The sequence below is a fragment of the Shewanella sp. Isolate11 genome, from assembly GCF_022398315.1.
Lineage (GTDB): Bacteria > Pseudomonadota > Gammaproteobacteria > Enterobacterales > Shewanellaceae > Shewanella.
Window position 1 is genome coordinate 131,684 of the sequence record NZ_JAKEVF010000004.1, and the last position, 24,431, is coordinate 156,114.

The following is a 24,431-nucleotide window of genomic DNA, read 5'->3' on the forward strand; positions in this document are numbered from 1 at the left end:
TAGTAAATAAAGGGAGTTATGAATGAAGAAGTTATTGTCGGCCGTCGCTGTTGTTGCCGTCGCTGCTGGATCCTATTGGGCTACACAGCAAAATTCATCGTCATCAGCCAATGCTGTGTTGGACTATGTTCCTGCTGATACTGTGGTGTTTTCGGCACAATTTGAACCATTTCCGATAAAAGACTATATCGACTCGCTTCCTGAGGCGCATAAGCAGTCACCCCAAGGACTGCAAGATTTAATGCAAAATGAGCAAGACCCTCGTTCGCAGTTCTTTTTTGAACTGGTCAGTCAATATTTTGCGGCCATGAAAGATGGTCAAACCTTTATCGATACCTTTGGTTTTCCCAAAGATCTCAGTGCTTATGTTTACGCTTTAGGCGCGATCCCTGTGATGAAACTGGATATCGAGCATCCAGATAAACTTTGGGCTTTGCTCGATAGTATCGAAGCTAAAACTGGATTCACTCATCAGATTCGCGCTAGTGCCGGAGCAGAATATCGTGCATATACTCTGACGAATGAGAGCGAGACCGAACAGATTGACTTGGTATTTGCCATTGAAAAGCAGATGTTAACCGTGACTTTTGCTACCAGTTTTACCGATCCTACCTTGTTGGAAACTGCCCTAGGTGTTCGCCCTGCGGCTGATCCACTGAGTCAGTCGCCCCTGATAAAAGATATCTTCAATGATCATGGTTTCCTAAAAGACGGCATTAGTTACATCAATCATAAAGAGCTGGTGAAAGCGATTACGACTCAAGATGGTAATCGATTGGCGAAACAGCTATCTGAGCTATTTAGCGCGATTAATGAAGATCCTTTTGTTGAGTTTCGCTCGCAAACTTGTCGCGATGAGCTCGATGGTATTGCTAATAACTGGCCAAAAACCGTGATGGGTTATCGTCAGCTTAATATCGATTCACAGCAGAGTGATATTAGTGTTAGCACAGTAATCGAAAGTAAAAACCAGTTAATAATGTCGGCGCTTAATCAGATCCGTGGTTTCTTACCTGCCTATACTCAAGATCATATTGGTATCTTCTCCCTAGGCTTGGGGGTCGATGTTAATCAGTTTGTGCCAGCAATGACAAAAGTGTGGGGCGAACTGCTAACCCCTAGCTATCAGTGCCAGCCGCTACGTGAAATGCAGGCTGAGATGGAAGCGCAGAATCCGGCTATGCTCGGTATGTTTTCCGGTTTTGCTAACGGGGTTAAGGGGATCGCTTTATCAGTGAGTGATTACCAACTCGATAATGATACCCAAGAGTTTGCAGTGAAAAATCTCGACGCCATAATGTCATTATCGGCAGAAGATCCTGCCAGTCTGTTTAATATGATTAAACCATTTGCGCCTATGTTAGCCAATGTTAACCTGCCTCAAGATGGTTCGGCGATAGAACTAAATAGCCTATTACCTTTCCCCGCCTATTTGGATGTGAAAGTTTATATGGCGCTTAAAGGTAAGCACTTAGTCATCTATAGCGGCGACCAGAGTAAAAGGTTTGCCGATAAGATTGCCGACGAAGCGTTAACCAGTAACGGCTTATTAACCATGTCATCGGATTACAACAAGATGTTCACCCCTGTGATGCAGTTGTTGGAGATGAGTGGTGAGCCAGTACCAGAAGAGCTTAGTAGTCTTAAAGATTATAATATGAAGGTTAAAATGGACTTAGATGTTAATCAGCAAGGTATAGTGATTGACTCATCGGTACAGACCTATAAGTAATCTGTTTATTTTGGGATAAGCCTCGTCCTTAGACGGGGCTTATTTTTTGTCTGCTTATACTGATTGGTATTAACAATTATCAGGAGTCACAATTGGCAATTACAGGCGTATTTTTAAAGGGATATGAGGCACGATTAATCAGCTTGTGTGGTAGCCGTGCTGAGCATCAACTAGTAGCGACTAAGGTTAATAAGATAGCTATTCCTAAGAGTCCGAGTGTCGAAGATATTCAGCAGTTTAATTTGGCATTCGCCGAATATTGTCAACAGCAGGGCACAGAGCAACTGGTGATTAACCGCCGAGCAACCACAGGTAAAGGCGCTGGTGGAGCGGGAAGCTTTATTTTAGAAGGGGTATTGCTTGCAAGTTCACAATGGCCGATCAGTTTTGTCCATCCTGCGACTTTGCGGGCGACTGATAACAAATATGCCGAACTAAAAAACTATCGTCCGGCGACGCAAGATTTAGGCAAGGCCTACGACCTTGCTTTCGAACTACTTTAATCCCAAGACTAACTTTTTTTCTCGACACCTAAAGTCGCAAGGGTAGCAGCGATATCTTCAGCGGCAGTTTTGGGGTTGATGTCATCATCGATTTTTAAGATGGTACCATCTTTACCGATATAAAAAGTGACTCGGCTGGCTACACGTACCAGGTTAAGCACATCATAGGCTTCGGCGGTGTCCTTGCTGGGATCGCTTAGCATTGGGAAGTCGGCTTTCTGCTCGGTAGCAAACTTTTGGTTATCTTCTAAATCATCGACGCTGGCCATCATATAGACAGCGTTATATTCGCGGATAAGGTGTCCCTTTTCTACCAATGACTTACATTCCAAAGTACAGCCATGGGTGTTGGCCATTGGATACCAAGCCAGCACTAATGTTTGTTTTCCTAGGTAGTCACTTAATTGGTAGAAGTGGCCGTCGGTGGCTTGTAAGCGAAATTCAGGGGCTTTATCGCCTACCTTAAGATCGGTCGCTTGGGCGTGATTAATGCTTAGTGCGGTAAAAAAGCTGGCGCCGATTAACAGGGTTTTAATAAGGCTTTTCATAGGTCTAATCCTTTGGTTATCTTATTTATCTATATGACTATCTTGTTAATAGTTCTATGTTTGTTCTACAACTCTGTTTGCTGATTATCTACCAAGTCTAAAACTTGTTGCCAATAAAAGTCTTGATCCACTGGCTGAAAAATATCGGGTTCGGTAGCAACACCTGACAGGCGATTAGCCTGCATGTCGTAAATCATGCTGTTAGTGACTCGAACGCTAATTTTACTCTTAGGTAGCGTAAACTGGTGATGTTTATCGTAGTTACCTAAAGTGGGCTCTCCAATTAGTAAGGTGTTGTGCCATTGCTTAGCGAAGTGAACTAACCACTGACACTGCTGGCGACACTCGGGGCCGATTAGTAGCACTAATTTTCCCGGAGTTTGTGGTGGTGTCAGTCTGCGATGTTGCGACTGAGGTTGTCTCGCGTGCCAAGAGCTAAAACGTTCATCAAATGGAGTATCAATCTGCTGGATCGCCTCATCGACTTGCTGCTGAGCTTGTGGGCTCAGTTGATGATATGGGGTAAATAGCAGCGGCTTAAGATAGTCATTACGCATCTTGGGTGCACGTCGATATAGGCCGATGGCATAAATATCGGGTAAAGGGAAATCAGCTTTGGCCGACTCAGTTGGGTTTGTGTAATATTGGGCTAGCCAAGTTAATAATTGGTCGCCGCGGCCATAGGCATGACGTAGATCTAAGATGGTGACGGGCGAAAATATGGCTTTTTTTAGGCTTTGTTCTAGTCGACTGCCAAGCTTAAATTTTTCTAAATCATTAAAGCTGAAAATGCCTTCGACGCTATTGTTAAAATTTGCCTTTGTTGCCTTTGTTGCCTTTGTTGCCTTTGTTGGCTTGAGTGAAGCTGTTGTTAATGCCAGTGTTAGCTGTTGAGTATGCTCACCGTCGCTCAGAGTCAGACGTACGCTATCTTGGCGCTCAATTCCTATCTCTTGCCTTAGCAACGATAACAGGTGCAACTTGTTGGACTGTTGCGTCGATATGGCTTGTAACGATGGGGCTAAGAACATTTGACTTGCTTCAACCCATTTAGGCATAGGGATGCCATCGATATGGGTGAGAAAAGGATAATCCTCCTCGAGGGGAGTATCTTGGTTATTAAACGCGAGCCATTCGTCCTCCTCTCGCTGCAGCTTTATCGGCAGGGTAAATTCAACTTCGACATCGGAAACCATGCTGGAAGTATCATCCAAAGGGGCTAATACCTTAAGGAGTTGTGCTGCAAATTCGCTGCGTTTTATGCTGAGGTAAGGAGAATTGAGCTGCTGCTCGACTCTTTGAGTTACTCGGGCTAATCGCTCAGGATACAGGGCCGCATAGGCAGAGTTATCGCTGACCTGCTGTAGTAAAAAAGCCAAATCTGCCTGTATTTGTCGCTGGCTAAGATCTTCTTTTGGCGGCTGGTCACGTAAGGTGATCAGGGCTAACTGAATACAACTAATAAGCATGATAAGCCCAAAGCCATTAATAATGGTTCGATGTCCAAATTTCATCATGCTTATCCTGACTCCTTGTACGGCAAACGAACTATAAAATATCGTTGATGGCGACGCCTATACCGAAGCGATTGGTATGGGCGTTATAGTCGATCAGGCTTTCGCCATAGCCGTTAAAGTATTGGGCGTAAACCCTAAGGTTACCAATGACGGGATAACTCCAAGTTAGCTCAACAGCACCGCGATTCTTCTTTTGTAAGTTATTACGCAGCATCATGCTAACTCTATGTTCATCAATGCCATAGACAGAGGTTAGTTCAAAATATCCCATGTAATCTAAGATATCTGGATTATCATCGCCGCGAGCCGAAGTGGGCGTTTCTTTCTCATCTTCGGGGATCCGCCACCAAACCTTGGCTGCCGTTGCGAAGGGACCGTTATCAAAAACCATTGAGCCATAGATACGGTTCCAGCTGCGAGAAAGTTCACCTGACTGCCCATTTGATTGATGCATGACACCAACAGCAATTAACGAGTTGGTTAATGGACCAAGCTTCCAATCATTGTTAAACACCATAAACAGCTCTGGTGAATGATTGGTTTCCCGAAAAGGAGAGGAGATCTCTTTGTTATATAGCTGCCAGTATGACTGATTAGTATAGGCAAAAAACAGGTGGCCATTGTCGCCGAAGATGTTGTACATCAGTGGGAATTTGAAACTGATTTGGAACTTAGCTTCCATCTCATCTACTTCAGCGTCGCCACCGGCAATGCGATCGACGAAGGGTTCCATATTCGGTGAAGTGTTATAGGTCACAGGCAAAATATAATTGACGTTATGTGGGGTGATCACAAAAGGTAATTCTGCCGTTGCGACTTCTTCTTTGATGCGTTTTTCCAGCAGGGATTCGGTATGTGGTGCTTCTTCACTTGCTGAATCTTGTTCAGACTGTTTTTCTTCAGATCGTTTATCTTCAGACTTTGATTGCGTTTCAGGAGCGGTGGGTTCTGCACTAAAACTGGCTGGGCTGAAGGTTAACAATCCAAATAATGGTAGCCAAAAATGCCTAAGGGAAATACTCATCCGTGGATCCTTTTTAAGTCATCTAATACCGAAGTTGGCTGCTTATCTCAAGCCAGCCTTACAGGGATTCTACCTATTAATACTAAGTAAAGTAATAATTTAATCATTATTGCTAGTTAAAATCGTGGTGAGTTTTAATTCGAGTAGCATGAAATGACAATCACCTGTGGCAAGTAAGCTGTTATTTATTTTGTGGGCTTATAGCTTCACCCTTCAGTTATCCGCTGATGATTTCCACTATTTTTCGCTGGGATATAACATCTTGTTATTGGCTTAATTTATGCCATTCATCCGAGTTAATTAAACACTTTTTATCGAGTTTCTTGATCCATTGATAACTAAAAGGAATAAAACCTAACTAATGTCTATTTTTTAAGGAATAAGAATAGCGCTATATTTAAGCTAATCATTATTGCGAGAGATGTGAACATGGCATTATTTACTTTACCCAGACAGGGCGATTTCGGCAAAGTCTGGCTAGTGGGCGCAGGTCCCGGAGACGTCGAGTTGTTGACGCTTAAAGCCTATCGCATCTTGAAACAAGCGGATGTGGTGCTTTTCGATGCTTTAGTCAGCGATGACATCATGGCATTAGTCCCAGAAAGTGCAGAAAAAATTGCCGTCGGTAAACGCGCCGGTAAACACAGTGCCGCCCAAGATGAAATCAATCAATTATTGGTAACCAAAGCCTACACACGTAAAAACGTGGTGCGCCTTAAAGGTGGCGACCCGTTTATTTTCGGCCGCGGTGGTGAAGAGCTTGAAACCTTAGTCGAAGCAGGGGTGACTTTTGAGGTGGTGCCGGGCATTACTGCAGCTAGTGGAACGTCGGCTTATGCCGGAATTCCATTGACTCATAGGGATCATGCGCAAGGGGTGACTTTTATTACGGGTCATTGCAAGCTTGAGAGTCGGCCTATGGACTGGAACGCTTGCGCTAATAGCCAAAACACCTTAGTGATTTATATGGGCATCTTAAATGCCGCTACCATAGAGCAAGGTTTGATCGATGCGGGGCGCTCAGCTTCTACGCCAGTGGCAATAGTGTCTAAGGCGACTACGTCTGAGCAACGTCGCTTTATCGGTACCTTAGGTGAGTTAGGGCAATTGGTGAGTTCGCCTGAGCTAAAAATGCCGGCACTGATGATTATCGGTGAGGTGGTGGGTTTAGCCGACAGTTTAAATTGGTTTAACCCTGAGCAAGTTCAGTCTAATGCCGAGCAGGCGTTATCGTTAAGCTTGCAGGTTTAAGATTATTCGATTTTAAAATTCTTATTAAATAAGGCTTTCAACGCTTTTCCATAGGCATCGTCGGCCTTAAGTTTTACAAGTTGTGCTAGTTCATCTCCAGTCGATGTTAATCGATAATAGCTAAGTACCAGATGACCATGTTTTGGCGTCAATGTGCTTTGTTGACCTGCTAGAGTGAAGTTAATCGGGTTTTTCGAGTTTAGTATTCCGGTTTCAAATTCGCTTTTATGTAGTAGACCTGCGTCGACTAAGGTGAGGATCGACGAGTAGGGCAAGCCAAAGTGTGATAGCGCCATATTGACTGCATTACTCTTCCTAAATAACTGACCTATTCCGCCAGAATGACGATATCCGATTAAGAGTTTAAGTTTAGGGTCGTCACCTATCTTTACCGACATGCTTAAGGCTTTTTCAAACAACTGTGCCTCTTTATGAGTCAGCTGCTTGAGTGTGGCTAAACTGCGCAGACTAAAGTATCCCGGGTTGACAATCTCTTTGGCCAATATTCTTCCCCATAATTCCTGCATATTGCGATTGTGGATCTGTTCGGCCAGGATAAAAAATTGATGCACCCAGTCAGGATCTAGGTCTGTACCGGTCAGATCCGAGGGGGTATTCGAGATGGCAATGGTATATATGGTTTCTAAGTTGGACTGATATTGACTGGCCAACTTACGGTTGCGAAACTCGGCGCGCTCAGCCACCGAAGCATTAGATGCACGATAATCATCTTCACTGGCAAGACCCAAGAAACGCCCTAAGAGCAGTACTTTTTTACGTGCCGAGACATCTGCGGTATGAGATTTACTTGGGGATTCCGACATAAGTAATAGTATTGCTCTTAATTAAAGGTTTTTAGAAGCTTACCGCAAAATATCTCAGCGAAATAGTCTTGCCTAAAACCTGCCTGTAGCATGGCCAGTTTGTGACCCAGTTAAATATTACTCAAAGTTGATGGTCTCCAATCTAGGTTTGTGCAAGCCCTCGTGATCTGTTTCAATTAAATCTGCCGCGTTTTAGCTTATGATGATGTTATCAATTGAATTTATGATGTGTTGAGGTAGCAGTGAGTCGAATTTTAATTATTTATTCCAGCGTGCATGGTCAGACACGCAAGGTCACTGACTTCCTAAAGCAGCAACTTGAGTCGTTGGGCAATGAAGTGAGCTGCGCGAGCATAGACGAAACTCCCGATATTGCGGCGTTTGATAAGATTATAATTGGCGCTAGTATTCGCCATGGTAAGCATAACCCTGCTGTTTATCAGTTTATTAGCCAAAATCTACAACAACTGGATGATAAACCTAATAGCTTTTTCTCTATCAATTTAGTGGCGCGTAAACCAGCGAAGAATACCCCTGCAACCAACCCTTATGTGCAGGCTTTTTTAGCTAAAACCCCTTGGCAGCCTAAGTTGGTAGAGGTGTTTGCGGGTAACCTAAATTACCAAGGCTATAACGCCTTAGATAGAAATGCGATCCGCTTTATTATGTGGTTGACTAAAGGGCCTACGGCGATTGACACTAATGTGGAATACACCAATTGGGATAAAGTCAGCGAGTATGCTCAGCAGTTAGATCAACTGTAATCATCTATGACCTAGCAGGAGCCAACCATGGTTAAATTGCTCGCCTCGTTGAGTAAAAAAATGATCGAGTATCAGCATCTTCTGTTGATCCTGTTATCTGTATTTCTTATCAGTACCAGTGGTTGGATTTTGATGGGGCGGGGGATTAGAGCCAACGCGTCGATATGGGATCTACTGCATGTTTATCTTGGCCTGCTCGCGGCCTTTTTCTCGGTCACCTTTTTACTCAGCAATGTCCGGCAGGGCAAGTGGCGCCAATATTTTCCTTGGTTGGCAGGGGATTTTGCTCAAGTATCTGCCGATATCAAAGGCTTATTTAAAGGTAAAATCCCAGCTGCCGGTGGTAAAGGGTTATTTAGCTTAATCGAAGGCATAGGCCTTCTGTTGCTGTTTGTTGTGGCCTTAACCGGAACGATTTGGTTTTGTTTACAAGGCAGTAGCGAGGCATTAGCTTGGCGTAGTTGGCATCATGTTTTTGCTAAAGGGTTTATCGGCTTTGTTGTGCTGCACTGCATCTGCGCCGCTTCGCATTTGTTAGATTTTATTCGGAATTAAAGTCAGTACGTAGGTGTGCGGCGATACAAAAAAGGCTCCTTAGTCACCTAAGGAGCCTTTTTGTTTTTTGCTTTTTGTTCTTTGTAGGAGGTTATTTATGCTCTACCGCGAGGTAGTTGATTAAATCAATCAGTTCGCCAAGGGTACGAATCGCACCTAAGTTAACTGCGTATTTATCATTAACGATAAAGGTTGGCACGCTTTGCACTTTGAATTCACTTTGCTGGGCACGCCAAAGGTTAATCTTGTCTGTCACTGCTTGGCTATCGGCAATCTTGTCGTAATCACTGACATCGATGCCTTGGTCACTAAAGACTTTTTTAATGTCATCGCGAGTGTTGATTTCTGGTTTTTCATGGGCGCTATGGTCGTGGTCATGGCTGTGACCGTGAGCACCTGCCTCACCTTGAATTGCGGTGAACATGGCATGAATCATCTTATCTTGTGCCTTTAGCTCTTGAATAACTGCCAGTGAGCGCATCACTTCGGTACCTATGTCGCTATTCATGAAATCCACATGCTTGCTATCGAAGCTGACACCTGGCTTGAGATTAGCTTTAATATCGGCAAGATATTGGGTTTCCATGTTGAAACAGTTGTGACAGTAGAAAGAGTAAAACTCAGTCAGTTTTGGCTCAGCACTAGGGGCTTTATTTGAAACCGTAGTGAAGTGTTTACCTTCAATGAACTGAGCCGCGAAGCTGCTTAATGGCGCAACGGCTAAGGTTAGCGCTAAGGCGATATGTTTAATCATAGTGTCCTCAATGGAAGCATCACTGCTTATGGTGTAATGAGTGTAAACAATGCTTTTAGGGTAATAGCAAAAGCTTAAGTATGGCTGAAGCGGGAGCGATAATCAGCCTTAGAGATGTGACCTAGATTGTAAAATGGCTTGTTTTTAATGAGATTATCGACAAAACCTGTCAAGGTTCACAAACTGAGCTGTAAGCTTGATTAGGATTAAAGTCGGGCGAGATATTCATTGTGGCACTCTTTAGCTTGCAGCGACCAATCCTTGGGTGTTTTTGCTGATTATTGTAGGGTTGGTAAAAGGCAGATAGCTTGATGTAATGATCAAGGCTGTTGAATTTTAAGGTTTGGTTTCTGTTCGGGGTGAATGGCAAGATCAGTACAAGCTAGCAAATTAATTAAATCATGCTTAAATTGCAGTAGTGGAGAATGACACTGACCTTGGGTGAGTGCCAGCTAATAATAAGGATATAACCATGAAGATAACCCCAGCTTTACTTCATAGCGGCGTCGTATGTGCTGCGATGTTTTCCTGTTCGACCATGGCGATAGACTGGCGTTTAGGTGTCGGCGGTCACGATTATTATGTTGATGAAGCCGACTCTCATACCTTTGGTGCACATGTCTATATGGCGTTTGAGCATCAGACCGATAGCAGTTTAACTTACAATGGCGAGTTAACCGTTCACTTAGACAGAGATAAAGATGAGCTCGATCCCGATCATATCCCTATCTGGTTTAGCTCTGGTTATGGTGTGAAGGGGAATTTAGTCGATTTTTCCGATGCGAGTGCGCTCACTTGGGATCTTACTTTAGTTGGTAAGCGTAATACCGTTAGTTCGGTAGAGAAGCAGTTTAAGCTGTTCCCAACACTAGGTTACCAATATCAGACTGACACTTTTTCTGCCGATGTTAAAGCCGGTGCAGGTTATTACTTCTTAGAAATTGATGATGATGTGCCTCGAACTCGAGGCTATGATCGTGAAGATTTCAGAAATAAAACCGGAGCTTATACGCTTGCCGCCAATACTGAGTTTGCATTAAGCAAGCATATGTCTCTAGGATTTTCCGGCCAAACTTGGAATGATGGTGATGATTGGCTTGAGCATGAGTTAGCGGCTGAGTTTCGTTTTTCTCAAGAGGATTGGAAGGCTGACAGCGAGTTAGTATTTAACCTGACTTACACCACGTATAATCTAACCCCTTACGATAATCGTCCAACTGATAGTCCTGGATATCTGCCTATTTTACCTTGGAATAAAGACCTGTTATTACTGATTTACTTCGAAATGCCTTGGGGTTAACCCGGCGAACAAAACGTTATTTTAACTAGCAAGAATGATCAGATAATTACTGCGATTGGTATAACTTGCGCTTGTCATTAATGCTTATACTAATTGGTATTAGAGGGCGAACCTGGGGTTCGTCCTCTGCAAGTTTCGATTGTATCATCTGACAGTGATTGCTTTGCTTCAGATCTAGACTGTTAATCTAATTCGCAGGAGCACCATTGTCGACCTCAACTGAAATGTTACTCAGGGTAAATATTGCCACCATCAATCTGTTTAATTTTATTGCTCCGCCCGATGCCTATTATGATTTTTTGAATATTTATAGTGAGTCTCAATGGCTGAAAAAGTGCCAATGGCTCACCGAATACCTGGTGAGCCATCAAGCCGATATCGTTGGGTTTCAAGAAGTCTTTTCCATCGACGCTTTACGTGAACTCACCCAAGCAGCGGGTTACGACTATTTTGCCGTCGTCGATACACCAAGCGTCAATGAGGATTTTATCTATCGCGATCCCGTCGTGGCGTTGGCCTCTAAATATCCGATTACGAGCACCTGCGCGGTTACCCCAGAATCTAAATTAGCAAAGTTATTAGGACTAAGTGATTCGTTCCAGTTTAGTCGTGCGCCTTTGCGAGCCACACTAGATTTACCTGCGCTAGGGTTATGCGACTGTTATGTGGTGCATTTTAAATCCAAGCGAGGGCATTTTGAGGTCGAACAAGGGATAGAGGCGTTACGTCTGGATGACAAAGCGCTGCAAACCCATTTTGCTGTCGAGGCCGCAGCCAAATGGAGCGCCAGTATCATACGCGGAAGTGAGGCCTGTTTATTACGCTACCACATGGCTTCTCGGCGTCAGGAGACTCAGCAGCCAATCATACTAATGGGTGATTTTAATGACACCTTAAACAGTGGCATTTTAGCAAGTCTAACCTCATCCGATAGTCGTTTAAAGGTGCAGTGGTCAGAGGCGGATTTTAAAGATTATTGCTTGCAAGACGCTTATCACTTATTTGAACGATCGCAATATTGTCCTCCAGCTATTGCCAGATCTCCGACTCATTACCATCTTAATCAAGGTTCGGTATTGGATTACATATTACTCTCCAATGAATTTGATCCTCATTATGATCAATCGATGGCCGAAGTAGAACATTATCAGACCTATGATCGGCATTTGATTAACCCAGATTATGAGTGCGATAGTCACAGCACAGATCATGCTCCAGTGATGATCAGTTTGAGAGTAAGGCAATAGTTCGACTTAGCCCGCTTGATATTGCTTGAGTAAGCGTTGTAGTCTATTGAATCTATTTATAAAATCAGTTAAGTCTATGCTGGTGTTGAAAACCGATTGAGGCCGACTATGTTAGATGCCGTTTGTCGATTAGAGGGAGAAGAAGCCGTCACCTATTCGGTGTTTAAATTTCAAGCCTTCGATGAGGCCGAGATTGAGCGCTTGCGTCAGCATCTTTTTTGTCCCGCCTGTGACGGCAAAGCCTATTTTCGAAAAGCCTCTCGTGATGGCAAGGCAGCCTGTTTCGGTTCTCGCTATCATCAATTGGATTGTGGTGAATTTAAGCCCTCCTTGAGTCGTCAACAAGAGGAACAAGATGCGGTTGAGGTGAATCAACTACTGCTGGATAGTGAGGCGTTAGTCATTGATTTTGCTCGTCGTCCAAGAAACCGTAAAAATCATCAGGTCAACACCAAAGAACAGCAGGCTAAGGTTCAGCAAGTAGAAACTCCCAAAGCAGTTTATCAAGCAGAACCTCAAACAGATATTCAGGCAGACACACAGGCATACACTCAATTACCAATGCAGACCACGGATACAGCCAAGTTTGTATCGGATAAGTTAGCGGATAAAACATCAGATAAGCCCTCGGATAAGCGAGTTGGCAGCGAAGGGTTAGAAAAGTTGCTCAATAGTTTATTGCGTGGCAGTGACTTAGCCAGTTCAGATCTGTGGGTATATACCGATGCAAAGTATCGCTGGCGAGCTAAGAATCTGTTCGTTAATTTTAAGGATGCTCAGCCTACCGAAAACGGTGCGCCGCGCATGTATTGGGGCACAATTTCACATTGTGACAAAAGCATGCAGTGGCTTAATCCTGCCGATTGCAAAGATGTGGGCATTCCTATCGATGCGGTGCAAGCCAAGTTGCAACAACGCTTTGGCATAGATTCTCGACGTGACTTAGAAGGCGCCGGCATTATTATCTTCGGAAAATGTTTCTGGAATAAAGATAAGACTCGTAAAATCATTCAACTTTGGAATCGTGACATCAGTCGGATGCATATTTCGGTCGCGGAGGAAGATGAGTAAGCTACTGATTAAATTATGATTAACTCATCAAACCCTAGGTTGTGACCCGCCTAGCTGTCGATGGGTTGTTTAATGGCGTTACGGCCTAATAGCTTGTCGCCAAATTGATACAATCCCAAGCCGCTAATCACTAATCCTGCGCCGCATACCAGCTCATAGGTGATAGTTTCATTATTGAGTATTGCCCCTAAAGCCATAGCAAACACCGGAGTGATCAAGGTGACTAAAGCGACGGTGCTGGCATTAAGGTGCTGTAAGATATAAAAGTAACCAATAAAGCCAATTAACGAACCAAATATACCCAGATAAATGATGGCGGCAATGGATTTCATCGACCAAGTGTCTAGTGGAATACTGGCGTCGAACAGCAACCAAGCCAGGGCAAACAGTGGTGTTGATATCATCAGTGCACCTACAGTGCTGGCGATGGGGTGGATTGAAATTTCCACTGTTTTAATCAACACGCCGCTTAAACTAAACAGGCAGACTGCACAGAGGACTAATACTAAGCCAATCCAGTTGTCACTATCTAGAGACAGCTTGGCCGAACACACGACGCCGAGTCCCATAAAGGCAATTAAAAAGGCCGCAATTCTCATTAGGCTAAACTTGGGCTCGTTGAGTAACTTCTGTGCCAGTAAACCCGATAATAAAGGCGATAAGCCAAAGATCAGTGACATGGTGCCTGAAGGTAAATAACGCGCGGCAAAATAGCTCAGTAGCATTCCGCCAACAATCCCTATGGCTGAGAAACCGTACAGTTTAAATGCGTTGCGGCTCAGCGGCAGGCGAATGTTCGCTAGCAACAAGATGAAAGCCCCTATCACCAGTGCAATCACCATACGCAGTAAAACCGCCATGGTGGGATGCACCGACTCGCTGCTCCATACGATCCCTAGTGGCGTTGTAGACCAAATTAACACCACGGCTAAGAAGGAAATAGGAACTAGCTTAGGAAGAGCTGCTTGAGCTGACATGGTCGATTACGCCTTCAACAAAATAGGACAACGCTAATATTTAACGGCTGGCGATTTTGACTCAGTTTTGAGCGATTGGCTACGAGAAAATGAGCCTAATCGAAAAATAGTTAATTCCAGTCAGCTGCAGTCATATCGCCGCTTGAATCATTGCAATTTAAGGCTGGATAGAGCAGCTTGGCCGCTGAAACTCGATTGCCCATTTATGGGCGACTTGAGGAGGTGGGGTACCATCAAATCTAAACTTTGATTTGGTAACCATATTCAAGTTGTCAGTTGATTGATTTATAAGTAATTATCAGTTATGGGGTTGTAAATATTCTTGCTAGTGCTTTATGGCTTGAGAGTTAACGCCTAAATAGTCAAAAGGGGCAACGCCCTTCAGCATTTGCCCCTTTTGTTGTTTGCGGTTGTATGAACCTTTGCCTTTTTTTGGCTTTTCAGTGCGCATCTTAAATAGCTCACTGGTGACGATTGCCTTTAAGGCGTTATCTTTTATGCTGCCGCGGCCACTCTCGTGCGGAATATGGCTCATTCCTTTGTGGCAGCCTTGCTGCTTTTTACTCATGTTATCTCCAAAAATTAATCATTAGCTGATGTTTAAATGGTGTTTCAGTTTGGCTAAATCAACCTCTATCGCTTTGATCCGCTTGACTGTAAACGGCGCAAAGATACGCCGGGATTGTTTAAAAAGCAAACATTTTTAATCACTGAGCAGATAGAATCTAGATACGCAGTTAAGGTGCATAAGCAATAGCGTATTTAACCAAAATAGTCATTTAAGATTTACTGGTTAAATTTTTATATTTCAATTGATTAGGTCTTGTTTGTTTTGGGTTGGAGCAAATCATGAACTGCAAATAAATATTTATTATTGACTCGGAATCGATTGCAGATTATTTTGCCGCCGATGTTTTTACTAAGGTGCACTGAATTCCCTTGATAGTACCAGTTTCGTTATGACTATCTTGCTTGGTATGCTGGCGTTAAATTTAGCGTTGTAAACAGTGGATTGTCCAAATAAAACAGTTAGTAAGCATAATTAAATACAATTATGCATAGTGAATTAGTTTGCCGTATTGGCACAATTTAAGAAGGATCTTATCGCATGTCTGAGCCGACGGCTTTAAGTCTTATTCCTCCCGTAGTGGTATTGGTGTTAGCTATCTGGTTACGCCGTCCAATTCTCAGTTTAGTCATAGGTGCGTTAGTGGGGCTGGTTCTCTATCAACCTGCCGATGTACTGAATAATTTTTCCGATATCTCCCTGTCTGTAATGGCCGATGAAACCATAGGTTGGCTTATTTTGGTTTGCGGTGGTTTCGGTGCCTTAATTGCCTTATTAGTGAAAACTGGGGGCTCGATGGCTTTCGGTCGTCATGCGCTTAATTTGGCTAAAGGGCCCAAGTCGTCATTATTTATGTCGTTTGTTTTAGGTGTGGTGATTTTTATTGATGATTACTTGAACGCCTTAACTGTCGGCTCGACCATGAAGCGAGTGACCGACAAGTTTAACGTGTCACGTGAGATGCTGGCTTATGTGGTTGATTCCACCGCTGCACCTATTTGTGTGTTAGTGCCATTGTCGACCTGGGCTGTTTTCTTTGGTGGCCTCTTGGTCGATAACGGCATTGCTGGTGAAGGCCAGGGGATTGCTGTCTATATGAGCGCAATCCCTTACATGCTCTACGCCTGGTTTGCGGTGTTGATGGTGCTGCTGGTTATTCTCGGTGTGATGCCAGCTTTTGGGCCGATGAAAAAGGCGCAACAAGCTGCGGCTCAGGGGCAAGCTGCTTTGCCACAAGATGAGGCAGATGCGGTACAAACTTCTAATGATTACGGGGTTAAAGCCATTGAAGAGGAGTTTAAGCACGCTGACAGTGGCGGTAAGTTACATAACTTTTTTGTGCCTATTTTTCTGCTGGTGGGCTTTACCCTTTATTTCGATATCGATGTACTTAAAGGGCTTGTGGCTACACTGGCGATCACCTTGCCTTATTACGGGGTTCAGCGTTTGATGCCTTTGGCTGAGATGATGGAACAGATGATGGATGGTTTTAAGTCTATGTTACCCGCTATCTGTACTGTGATTGCCGCTTTTGTATTTAAAGATGTGTGCGACAAATTGATGTTGCCGCAATATGTGATTGATAACTTGAGCCCTTATATGACGCCTCAATTGCTACCTGCAGTGGTATTTCTGGCGATGTCGATTTTAGCCTTTGCGACAGGATCGAGCTGGGGAATTTTTGCGGTATCAATTCCTATCGTGATGCCTCTGGCACAAGCTGTGGATGCCAATATTCCGCTGGTGATCGGTGCACTGCTTTCGGCATCTTCATTTGGTAGTCAGGCGTGTTTCTATTCTGACTCCACCGTGTTGGCGGCACAGGGTTCAGGTTGTAACTTGGTCAGCCATGCTGTGACACAATTACCTTATGCGCTGATAGCCGCAGGGTTAACTTTCATCGGTTTATTGCTGCTCGCATAAGTCGATACAAAATCTGCATTGTAAAAAGCGCCAACGCTATTTAGGACGGGGCATTTTAACTAGAAAGAGATTCCCCATGGCGCTTTTTTATTGTTCAGTGAAGGCGACTGTCGGTTAAAACAGTGCCGCGTTTAGCCACAGGTGAACTAGAATGCTGGCGATATAACCCAGTGCAATGACTGGGGTCCATTTTAGATGGCTGATAAAGGTATAGATGCCACGGGCTTGTCCCATTAAGGCGACACCTGCGGCACTCCCGATAGAGAATAAACTCCCTCCCACACCCGCGGTAAGCGTTACCAGTAACCATTGCCCCAATACCATATCGGGGTTCATTGTTAGCACGGCAAACATCACCGGAATATTATCGACAATGGCCGACAGTAGTCCCACTGCGACATTGGCATAAGTGACGTCCCAATGGTTGTACATCGCCTCAGACACTAGGCTTAAATAGCCCATAAAGCCTAGCCCGCCGACACATAACACCACGCCATAGAAAAACAGCAAGGTATCCCACTCGGCTCGTGCAATACGGCTAAATACATCAAAGGGGATAACATTTCCCAGCTGTTCTAGGCGCTTATAGTCATTTTGCTGTTTGGCTTTCTCTTTGGCTTTAACTAGAGCTTTAGGGAAAGTTTTACGCAGAAAGAAACTAAAGAGTTGCAAGAAACCTAGGCCTGTCATCATACCTAAAACTGGCGGTAGACCGAGCAGGCTATGGGTGCAAACTGCGGTGGTAATGGTCAATAGAAAGAGGATTACGATGCGTCTTGCGCCTCGTTTCAATACCACCTTTTCTTCATCGGTTGTCTGTGTGGTGTTTTTGATAAAGCAGCTCATGATTGATGCAGGCACTAAGTAGTTCACCAAGGAAGGAATGAACAAGTTGATAAACTCACTGAAATGCACCATGCCTTTTTGCCATACCATCAAGGTTGTGATATCGCCAAAGGGGCTAAATGCTCCTCCAGCGTTAGCAGCAACCACGATATTGATACACGCAATTGCGATAAATTGAGTGTTGTTACCGCCCACTTTCATTACCACTGCGCACATTAATAAGGCGGTGGTGAGGTTATCGGCGATGGGCGAGATAAAGAAAGCCATAAAGCCCGTTAGCCAAAATACGGTGCGCAAGCTAAAGCCTTTACGGATCATCCAGCTTCGTAGTGCATCAAATAGATTGCGCTCTTCCATGGCACTGATATAGGTCATGGCGACTAACAAGAACAGCAACAGCTCGGCGTATTCCTGTAAATTGTGCTTAAAGGCTGCCTCGGACACTTCGGACATGCCATGTTGCACATAGATGTAACCAATGATCCCCCAGATAAATCCAGCGGCTATCAATACCGGTTTTGACTTTCTAAGGTGCAGCACCTCTTCGCCCATGACCAATAAGTAGGCCAGCACAAAAATAGTGACAGCCAAGTAACCAGCGCCTGTTGCGGTGAGATCTAATACTTGTGTTGTGGCTTCGGTAGAGTTAGCGAAAGCCGAGGGAGCGAAGCAAAAACAAAGTATTAGCAGTGGTTTTGCCAAAATGGTAAATAGTGAAGATTGCTTGGTGTGAAATACAGTCATTGAGTGGGCTCTAATTTTAGTTATCGCTTAAAAATTACCACAGCTTGTCTGTTTCAAATTTTGATGTGTTTCAAATTTATGGCTTTTGCTAATACTGAAATATCTAAATCATCTTTGAAAAGACGAACGATAAACATAAGACATAGCAATAATAGTTCAGATATGACTAAAGTGAGTAACACTATGATGGGTCAACAAGCTGTTTAGCTTGTTGACCCAGAGCCGTTTTACTTAACCTGAGTTCAGGTTATTTGGAAGGGGTATACTGATTTATGGTATTACAGGCTACCAAGCTTCCCATCTTGATAGTCGGCAATCGCTTGCTGGATCTCCGCCTGCGTATTCATTACGAATGGGCCCATTTGGACAATCTTTTCCTTTATCGGCTGTCCGGCAAATACTAAGGCTCCGGCACCTTCGATGCCTGCTTGCAATGATAATAAGCTTTGGCTATCGACAATAAGGTATTGTCCCTGCTGATAGACTTTGTCGTTATCTAATGTGCTCGTTAGGCTACCTTGGTAGAGGTACAGTCCAGCATATTGTTTATGGCTAAGGTCTATCTCGGCGCTGGCATTAGCTTCAAGCATCAAGTCGGCAATTACCGCTTCGCCCGATAATCCTTGGATCGGAGCACTGATTCTATCTTCACCTGCAAACTGCCAATCACCGGCTAAGGCGCGTAGGGTGGCTTGGCTTTTGTTACTGATTTCTGGGTTACGAACTTCGGTACTGTCTTGGTAGGTTGCGGGACGGAGTTTGTCCTTGGCGGGCATATTGACCCAGATCTGGAACCCATGTAAGCCATCGACCGCATCTGCCAGCGGCATTTCAGAGTGAACCACTCCATAACCTGTACTCATCCACTGCACATCGGTGGCGCGAATCGCTTTGACGTTGCCCATCTGATCTCTGTGTTCAAAACCCCCTTTACGGATATAAGTAAAGGTTTCTATGCCGCGATGGGGATGTGGAGGAAAGCCGCCGATAAAATCTTTTTCATCGTCAGACTTGATCTCATCGAGCATCAGAAAGGGATCAAACTTGGTATTCATAAAGTCGGCGATGCGGCGAATATTTACGCCATCCCCATCCATCGCCGCTTTGGCACTGAACTGGCTTAGTACTTTCATCTGTCTTTCCTCATACAAAATAGAGTAAATGAAGTTGCAGACACTATTTAAGCTAAATGAGCAGTTATCTGATTTACTCGACACTTAGCATTCAGTGTAGCAACTTGGCTATGGAGTTAGATTAACAACTATTCGATAGAACGAATATCGCGAAATAGCGGCTATTAATTTCTATTTTTTAGTAAGCTTATGGGCGGGCGTGGCATCGATTTGCTCGCATAGAGCCGGTTTAATTCGGATTTAGTCCGGCTTTAGGATAAAGTAGTGTTAATGCTTCTCACTTCAATAATTCGGTTCTTAGTAGATGACAATACCCGAGATACAATTAGGTTTTCATTTCGATAATAGTTACGCCAAACAGCTGCAAGGCGCCTATGATGCCTGTATCGGCGATCGGGCTCCGGCCCCCGAATTGGTTAAACTCAATCACACCTTGGCAAGCAGTTTAGGCTTGAATAATCGCGATCCGCTGCAGCTGGCACAGGCTTTTTCTGGTGGCGTGATTCCTGCTGATAGCTCGCCCTTGGCACAAGTTTATGCTGGGCATCAGTTTGGTGGCTTTAATCCACAGTTAGGTGATGGTCGAGCCTTGCTTCTAGGTGAAGTCTTGGATAACAAGGGGCTGCGTTGGGACTTGCAACTGAAGGGCTCGGGCCCGACTCGTTTTTCACGTGGCGGTGATGGCAAAGCGGTTATCGGTGCTGTGCTAAGAGAATATATCGTCAGCGAGGCGATGAGTGCGTTAAACATCCCAACGACACGGGCGTTGGCGGTTGTGACCACGGGTGAGGGCATTTTTCGTCAACAAGGTGAGTTGCCCGGCGCGGTATTAACTCGAGTTGCTGCCAGCCATATTCGTGTTGGTACCTTTCAGTATTTTGCCGTGCAAGACGAGCAGCAGATGCTGAAACAATTAGCCGATTATGCCATTGCGCGCCATTACCCAGAGTTACAGCATAGCGAGCAGCCTTATCTTGATTTTATCTGCGCCGTGCGTGATAAACAGGCAGAGTTAATCGCCAAGTGGCTATTGGTAGGCTTTGTTCATGGAGTAATGAATACCGATAATATGACCATCAGCGGTGAAACCATAGATTACGGCCCTTGTGCCTTTATCGATGAATATGATCCTGCTGCTGTCTTTAGCTCTATAGACCGAGATGGGCGTTATCAATATCGTAATCAGCCTTCGATAGCTCAATGGAATTTGGCGCGCTTGGCAGAAACCTTGTTGCCCTTGATCCACAGTGATGAACAGCAAGCGGTTAGCCTGGCAACCGAGGCGATCACCGATTTCTGGACACAGTTCAAATATCATTGGTTGAAAGGGATGCGACCCAAATTAGGACTGAGTCTTGAGTTGGATGAAGATGAAAGTCTCGCCGAACAGTTGTTAGCTTGTATGGCGGGACAAGCGGTCGATTTTACCCAATTATTTAGACAGTTAGCCACTGATTTAGCGGCTGATGATGACAAAATAGAGACTGAAAACGGTGCGCAGGCTTTATTTAAAGATCCTGAAAGCTTTAATCTGTGGCGTTTAAGTTGGCTTGAGCGTTTAGCTAAAGAGTCAATATCTACACCTGAGCGGGTGGCGATGATGAACGCGGTAAATCCTGTCTATATTGCTCGAAATCACTTGGTAGAAGCCGCTATCGCGGCGGCCGAGCAGGGCGATTATCAACCTTTTGAAAAGTTAACGGCTTTGCTGCAAGACCCTTATATCGAGCGAGAGGGCTATGAAGAATATGCTCAACCGGCACCCGCAAGTTTTGGGGCTTTTGTCAGTTACTGCGGAACCTAAGAGGGTAATTTCTTGATGTTATTATCAGCGAGTGGACAATCTATCTGCTAGTGGTAGAGTAAAGAATAGGTGATTCGAATGGCTGTCGGACTTATCTTAATGAAATTAAGGATTATGTAGGTTTATACTTTCCAGCTTTTTTGCTAATTTTGCATACAATGAATTAACAATTTGAGAGTGAGAGAAATATGAGTAAAGCGAAGATCTTAGTTGTAGATGATGACCCAGTATGCACAGGGGTTTTGCTCTCACTATTGGGCGAAGATTATGAGGTGATCTCGGCTAATTCGGGAAGTAGTGCAATCAGCTTATTGGACTCTTTTTCCCCGCAATTAATTTTTCTTGATATCACCATGCCTGATGTCAACGGTTATCACGTGCTTAAACATCTTAAAGATGAGCAAGAAAGTACGCTTCCAGTGGTGGTGATTAGTAGTTTAACTGAAGATTCGGATAAAGATTTCGCTAAAAAATTGGGCGCCGATGACTATGTCTCTAAACCGATAATGCCTGATGCTATCTATAAGATTGTTGCTAAATACCTTGGCTAAATCTCACTAGGGCGTGTTTTTCTTTGCTGTTTAAAATTCTAACCGGCTAAACCATCAGGTTTAGCCGGTTTTTTATGGCCTACGGGTCGTTGATTTTACAATTCTTATTTTGTCCATTGTTCGCTCTCTGCTGATTAATACCAATCGCAGTAATTATCTGATCATTCTTGCTAGTTAAAATCGCCGATAACCGTGTTTTAAGTTTTATAATTAAAATAACTGGTTACTGCAATTTACGCCTTGTTCTCGATAATTTTTCCTGCGCCCTTTTCTGCTACAAACGGGCTGATCACTAATTTACTTTGATTGGTATAACTTTTCCTTTGCAAGATCATTTAATGAATACAAGTGTAAATGATAATAGTTTCTATTTGTATTATCTTTGTAATTTGTTTAACATGTTTTTCCTAATTTAACGTGTTCTAACAAAAAGGACTTTTATCAGATGAAATCTCGTCATCAAATGCCATTATCTTTAGGGGCTAAGGCAGTTGCGACTGCGCTTGTGTTTGGTAGCACAAACCTTTACGCAGCAGATGAAGTTGTTGAAAACTGTGACATAAGCAGCAGTGTCGAATGTAAGGCTGCGAAATCAGATCCGGCTAAGTCGAAGGAAGCCATGGAGCGTATTCAGGTTCATGGTGTCAGAAGTTCGGTTTATCTTTATGACAAATCCGGTGATAAACGACGTGTTGCCGACTTGGTCGATACCCCACAAGTGATCACGGTTTTGACACAAGATCAGATCCAAGAGTCAGGTAAAACAGACCTAAAAGATATCCTGTCTGCACAAGCGGGTGTGACATTGGGTACCGGAGAAAACGGCAACGCCTTCGGTGATCGTTATATTATCCGTGGTCACGAAGCGCGTAGTGACGTATTTGTTGATGGACTACGTGACCCAGGTATGACGACTCGTGAGAGTTTTGCCACCGAACAGGTTGAGATCACTAAAGGTCCTAGTTCGACTTTCGCTGGACGTGGCTCATCGGGTGGCGCGATTAACAGTGTGACCAAGAAGGCCTCGACTTCTTATAACTTTGGTCGTGTGGATGCTGCCGTAGGCACCGATGATCACACTCGCTTTACTGCCGATTATAACGTGCCGCTTAGCGATGATGTGGCACTGCGTCTCAACGGTTTGATTGCGCAGGAAGACAAACCGGGCCGTGAAGGTATCAGTCGCGAGCGTAATGGCGCACAGGTGTCTATGGTGTTTAATGCCACGGATGAGCTGTCCTTTATTGCCGATGGTTACTATCTCGATGCACAAGATGTTCCTGACTTAGGCAGCTATTTTGATCGCGATACCCGTAAGCCGATTGAAGATATTCCTGTTTATGCGCAAGAGGAAGATTTCCTCAATTCAGAGGTGATGACGTTTACTTTACGTACCGAGTATGAGTTGAGCGATAATATCACTCTCTACAACGCTACTCGTGTGGGTAAAACCGAAAATGGTTATATCACTACAGGGGTGAGTGGCAGGACTCGAGACGTTACCGATCCTGTAGCACCGGGTGTTGATACCCTAAGCTTAAGTACCCATCAGGGACGACAAGAGGTGGAATACCTGAGTACTCAGTTCAACCTGTTTTGGAATACTGAGCTGCTAGGAATGAAAAACAAGTGGGTATTCGGTGTTGAATATACCGATCAAGAGGTTGATAACGGCGTGTACGATATCACTTATAACAACCCGACTAACTGTTTAGTGCCGGGTCGTGGCGGTGTATCGGCTAGCTACTGTATTCTCGATGGCAATGGCGAAACGGTTGATAATGTCAATCAGCTAATGGGTCGAACTTATACCGAAGGACAAAGCGATGCTCTTTATAGCATTGAAACCATCTCGGCTTATTTTATGGATACGGTCGCACTAACCGAAAACCTTGAATTATTCTTCGGTCTACGTACTGATAGTTTCGATTACAGTAACGACACCTCTGGACGAAGCGGCGATGTGTTATATGCCTACTCAGATAATATGTATAACGGTCATATTGGCTTAGTTTACGATTTGACTGAAGATGGCAACATCTATGTTAACTACAGCACCGCGACTAACATCAATGGTGGTGAGTCAGACCTAGGCGCAAACTGTGGTTATGGTGGTTTGTGTGGTACGCCTGATCAAGCACGCGCTGCGGATCCTGAGCTGGTAGAAAATATCGAGCTAGGTACCAAATGGATGCTATTTGATGATAGCGTGATGTTCTCGGCTTCTATTTTCCAGATCACTAAGAATGATGTGATGGAAAGTGTTGGTGATAGCTACTCGACTTTAGGTAGTTTGAATACGGGTAAAAACCGCGTTCAAGGTATCGAGTTTGGTATGGTGGGTAACATCACCGAAGATTTCAGCGTACAGTTCTCTGCGGCGGTGATGGACTCTGAAGTGTTAGCCTCATATAACGAGGATAATGTCGGCCTTAAGTTGAGTAATTTTGCCGATGAGAGTGCTTATTTACAACTGCGTTATCAGGTAAGTGATGATTTTGTTGTCGGCGGCAGCTACACCTATCAAGGTGAGATGTATGGCGGGCAGCCAGACAGCGCGGCGGGTTACGATCAGCAAAACAGCCGTTATAGCATTGTGGTTCCTGACTACCAAGTGGTTGGATTATTTGCCAACTATAATGCAACCGACGCCATCACTCTACGTATGAATGTGGGTAACGTACTGAACGAAGAGTACTGGACTGCGGCCTACCGCTCGGGTTCATTTATGTACTTAGGTGATGCCAGAAATGCACGTTTAACTGCGACTTATGAGTTTTAATTAAAGGGAAAAT

General features: G+C 44.2%; 21 protein-coding genes. 12 read left to right on the plus strand and 9 right to left on the minus strand.

Features of this window, described 5'->3' with window-relative positions:
- Positions 1-22: 22 nt before the first annotated feature.
- Positions 23-1,732, plus strand: a complete 1,710-nt coding sequence (locus tag L1D21_RS11580; protein WP_239845403.1) for a hypothetical protein — start codon at positions 23-25, stop codon at positions 1,730-1,732.
- 92 nt (positions 1,733-1,824) lie between these two features.
- Entirely contained in the window at positions 1,825-2,235 is a 411-nt protein-coding gene (locus tag L1D21_RS11585; RefSeq protein WP_239845404.1) for a DUF3010 family protein, read from the plus strand.
- An 8-nt stretch (positions 2,236-2,243) separates the two neighbouring features.
- Here the strand turns inward: L1D21_RS11585 and L1D21_RS11590 are convergent, their stop codons facing one another.
- From L1D21_RS11590 to L1D21_RS11600, 3 genes are all read right to left on the minus strand, one after another.
- Positions 2,244-2,783 (minus strand): redoxin domain-containing protein, encoded by a 540-nt coding sequence (locus L1D21_RS11590; protein ID WP_239845405.1) that lies wholly within the window; start codon positions 2,781-2,783, stop codon positions 2,244-2,246.
- Positions 2,784-2,848: 65 nt separating this feature from the next.
- Entirely contained in the window at positions 2,849-4,300 is a 1,452-nt protein-coding gene (locus tag L1D21_RS11595; RefSeq protein ID WP_239845406.1) for a S41 family peptidase, read from the minus strand.
- A gap of 31 nt (positions 4,301-4,331) precedes the next feature.
- The gene (locus L1D21_RS11600) at positions 4,332-5,324 is read right to left on the minus strand and encodes a phospholipase A (RefSeq protein ID WP_239845407.1); all 993 of its coding nucleotides are present in this window, start codon (positions 5,322-5,324) and stop codon (positions 4,332-4,334) included.
- A gap of 429 nt (positions 5,325-5,753) precedes the next feature.
- On the opposite strand from L1D21_RS11600, the gene cobA reads away from it, so the two are divergent.
- The gene (gene cobA / locus L1D21_RS11605) at positions 5,754-6,575 is read left to right on the plus strand and encodes a uroporphyrinogen-III C-methyltransferase (RefSeq protein ID WP_239845408.1); all 822 of its coding nucleotides are present in this window, start codon (positions 5,754-5,756) and stop codon (positions 6,573-6,575) included.
- 2 nt (positions 6,576-6,577) lie between these two features.
- On the opposite strand, the gene L1D21_RS11610 is transcribed toward cobA, so the two are convergent.
- Positions 6,578-7,399 (minus strand): TIGR03899 family protein, encoded by an 822-nt coding sequence (locus tag L1D21_RS11610; RefSeq protein ID WP_239845409.1) that lies wholly within the window; start codon positions 7,397-7,399, stop codon positions 6,578-6,580.
- Positions 7,400-7,641: 242 nt separating this feature from the next.
- Here L1D21_RS11610 and hemG point away from each other — a divergent pair, with 242 nt between their 5' ends.
- Both hemG and L1D21_RS11620 read left to right on the plus strand, forming a co-directional pair.
- Complete coding sequence (gene hemG / locus L1D21_RS11615; RefSeq protein WP_239845410.1) at positions 7,642-8,163, plus strand: menaquinone-dependent protoporphyrinogen IX dehydrogenase; 522 nt, start codon at positions 7,642-7,644, stop codon at positions 8,161-8,163.
- Between the two features lie 27 nt (positions 8,164-8,190).
- Entirely contained in the window at positions 8,191-8,718 is a 528-nt protein-coding gene (locus L1D21_RS11620; protein WP_239845411.1) for a cytochrome b/b6 domain-containing protein, read from the plus strand.
- Positions 8,719-8,809: 91 nt separating this feature from the next.
- Here L1D21_RS11620 and L1D21_RS11625 read toward each other — a convergent pair whose 3' ends face one another.
- Positions 8,810-9,472 carry a thiol:disulfide interchange protein DsbA/DsbL gene (locus L1D21_RS11625; protein WP_239845412.1) on the minus strand — a complete coding sequence of 221 codons (663 nt, stop codon included), beginning with the start codon at positions 9,470-9,472 and terminating at the stop codon, positions 8,810-8,812.
- 472 nt (positions 9,473-9,944) lie between these two features.
- Between L1D21_RS11625 and L1D21_RS11630 the strand changes: the two genes are divergently transcribed.
- From L1D21_RS11630 to L1D21_RS11640, 3 genes are all read left to right on the plus strand, one after another.
- Complete coding sequence (locus tag L1D21_RS11630; RefSeq protein ID WP_239845413.1) at positions 9,945-10,772, plus strand: hypothetical protein; 828 nt, start codon at positions 9,945-9,947, stop codon at positions 10,770-10,772.
- A gap of 206 nt (positions 10,773-10,978) precedes the next feature.
- The gene (locus tag L1D21_RS11635; protein ID WP_345773517.1) at positions 10,979-12,019 is read left to right on the plus strand and encodes an endonuclease/exonuclease/phosphatase family protein; all 1,041 of its coding nucleotides are present in this window, start codon (positions 10,979-10,981) and stop codon (positions 12,017-12,019) included.
- A 108-nt stretch (positions 12,020-12,127) separates the two neighbouring features.
- Positions 12,128-13,090 (plus strand): hypothetical protein, encoded by a 963-nt coding sequence (locus tag L1D21_RS11640; RefSeq protein ID WP_239845414.1) that lies wholly within the window; start codon positions 12,128-12,130, stop codon positions 13,088-13,090.
- A gap of 50 nt (positions 13,091-13,140) precedes the next feature.
- Here the strand turns inward: L1D21_RS11640 and L1D21_RS11645 are convergent, their stop codons facing one another.
- Both L1D21_RS11645 and L1D21_RS11650 read right to left on the minus strand, forming a co-directional pair.
- Complete coding sequence (locus tag L1D21_RS11645; RefSeq protein ID WP_239845415.1) at positions 13,141-14,067, minus strand: DMT family transporter; 927 nt, start codon at positions 14,065-14,067, stop codon at positions 13,141-13,143.
- 325 nt (positions 14,068-14,392) lie between these two features.
- On the minus strand, positions 14,393-14,635 hold the full coding sequence (locus tag L1D21_RS11650; protein ID WP_239845416.1) for a ribosome alternative rescue factor ArfA: 243 nt from the start codon (positions 14,633-14,635) through the stop codon (positions 14,393-14,395).
- Between the two features lie 540 nt (positions 14,636-15,175).
- Between L1D21_RS11650 and L1D21_RS11655 the strand changes: the two genes are divergently transcribed.
- A complete protein-coding gene (locus L1D21_RS11655; RefSeq protein ID WP_239845417.1) occupies positions 15,176-16,558 on the plus strand; it encodes a Na+/H+ antiporter NhaC family protein in 1,383 nt (460 codons plus the stop codon).
- A 114-nt stretch (positions 16,559-16,672) separates the two neighbouring features.
- Here L1D21_RS11655 and nhaD read toward each other — a convergent pair whose 3' ends face one another.
- Entirely contained in the window at positions 16,673-18,148 is a 1,476-nt protein-coding gene (nhaD, locus tag L1D21_RS11660) for a sodium:proton antiporter NhaD (protein WP_239845418.1), read from the minus strand.
- Positions 18,149-18,426: 278 nt separating this feature from the next.
- Positions 18,427-19,281 carry a pirin family protein gene (locus L1D21_RS11665; RefSeq protein WP_239845419.1) on the minus strand — a complete coding sequence of 285 codons (855 nt, stop codon included), beginning with the start codon at positions 19,279-19,281 and terminating at the stop codon, positions 18,427-18,429.
- A 304-nt stretch (positions 19,282-19,585) separates the two neighbouring features.
- Here L1D21_RS11665 and L1D21_RS11670 point away from each other — a divergent pair, with 304 nt between their 5' ends.
- The 3 genes from L1D21_RS11670 to L1D21_RS11680 all read left to right on the plus strand — a co-directional run bounded on the left by L1D21_RS11670 (position 19,586) and on the right by L1D21_RS11680 (position 24,418).
- Positions 19,586-21,085: a YdiU family protein gene (locus tag L1D21_RS11670; protein WP_239845420.1), complete on the plus strand. Its 1,500-nt coding sequence runs from the start codon at positions 19,586-19,588 to the stop codon at positions 21,083-21,085.
- 188 nt (positions 21,086-21,273) lie between these two features.
- Positions 21,274-21,636 (plus strand): response regulator, encoded by a 363-nt coding sequence (locus L1D21_RS11675; RefSeq protein WP_239845421.1) that lies wholly within the window; start codon positions 21,274-21,276, stop codon positions 21,634-21,636.
- A gap of 445 nt (positions 21,637-22,081) precedes the next feature.
- Positions 22,082-24,418, plus strand: coding sequence for a TonB-dependent receptor (locus tag L1D21_RS11680; RefSeq protein ID WP_239845422.1), 2,337 nt, complete (start codon positions 22,082-22,084; stop codon positions 24,416-24,418).
- Positions 24,419-24,431 lie beyond the last annotated feature (13 nt).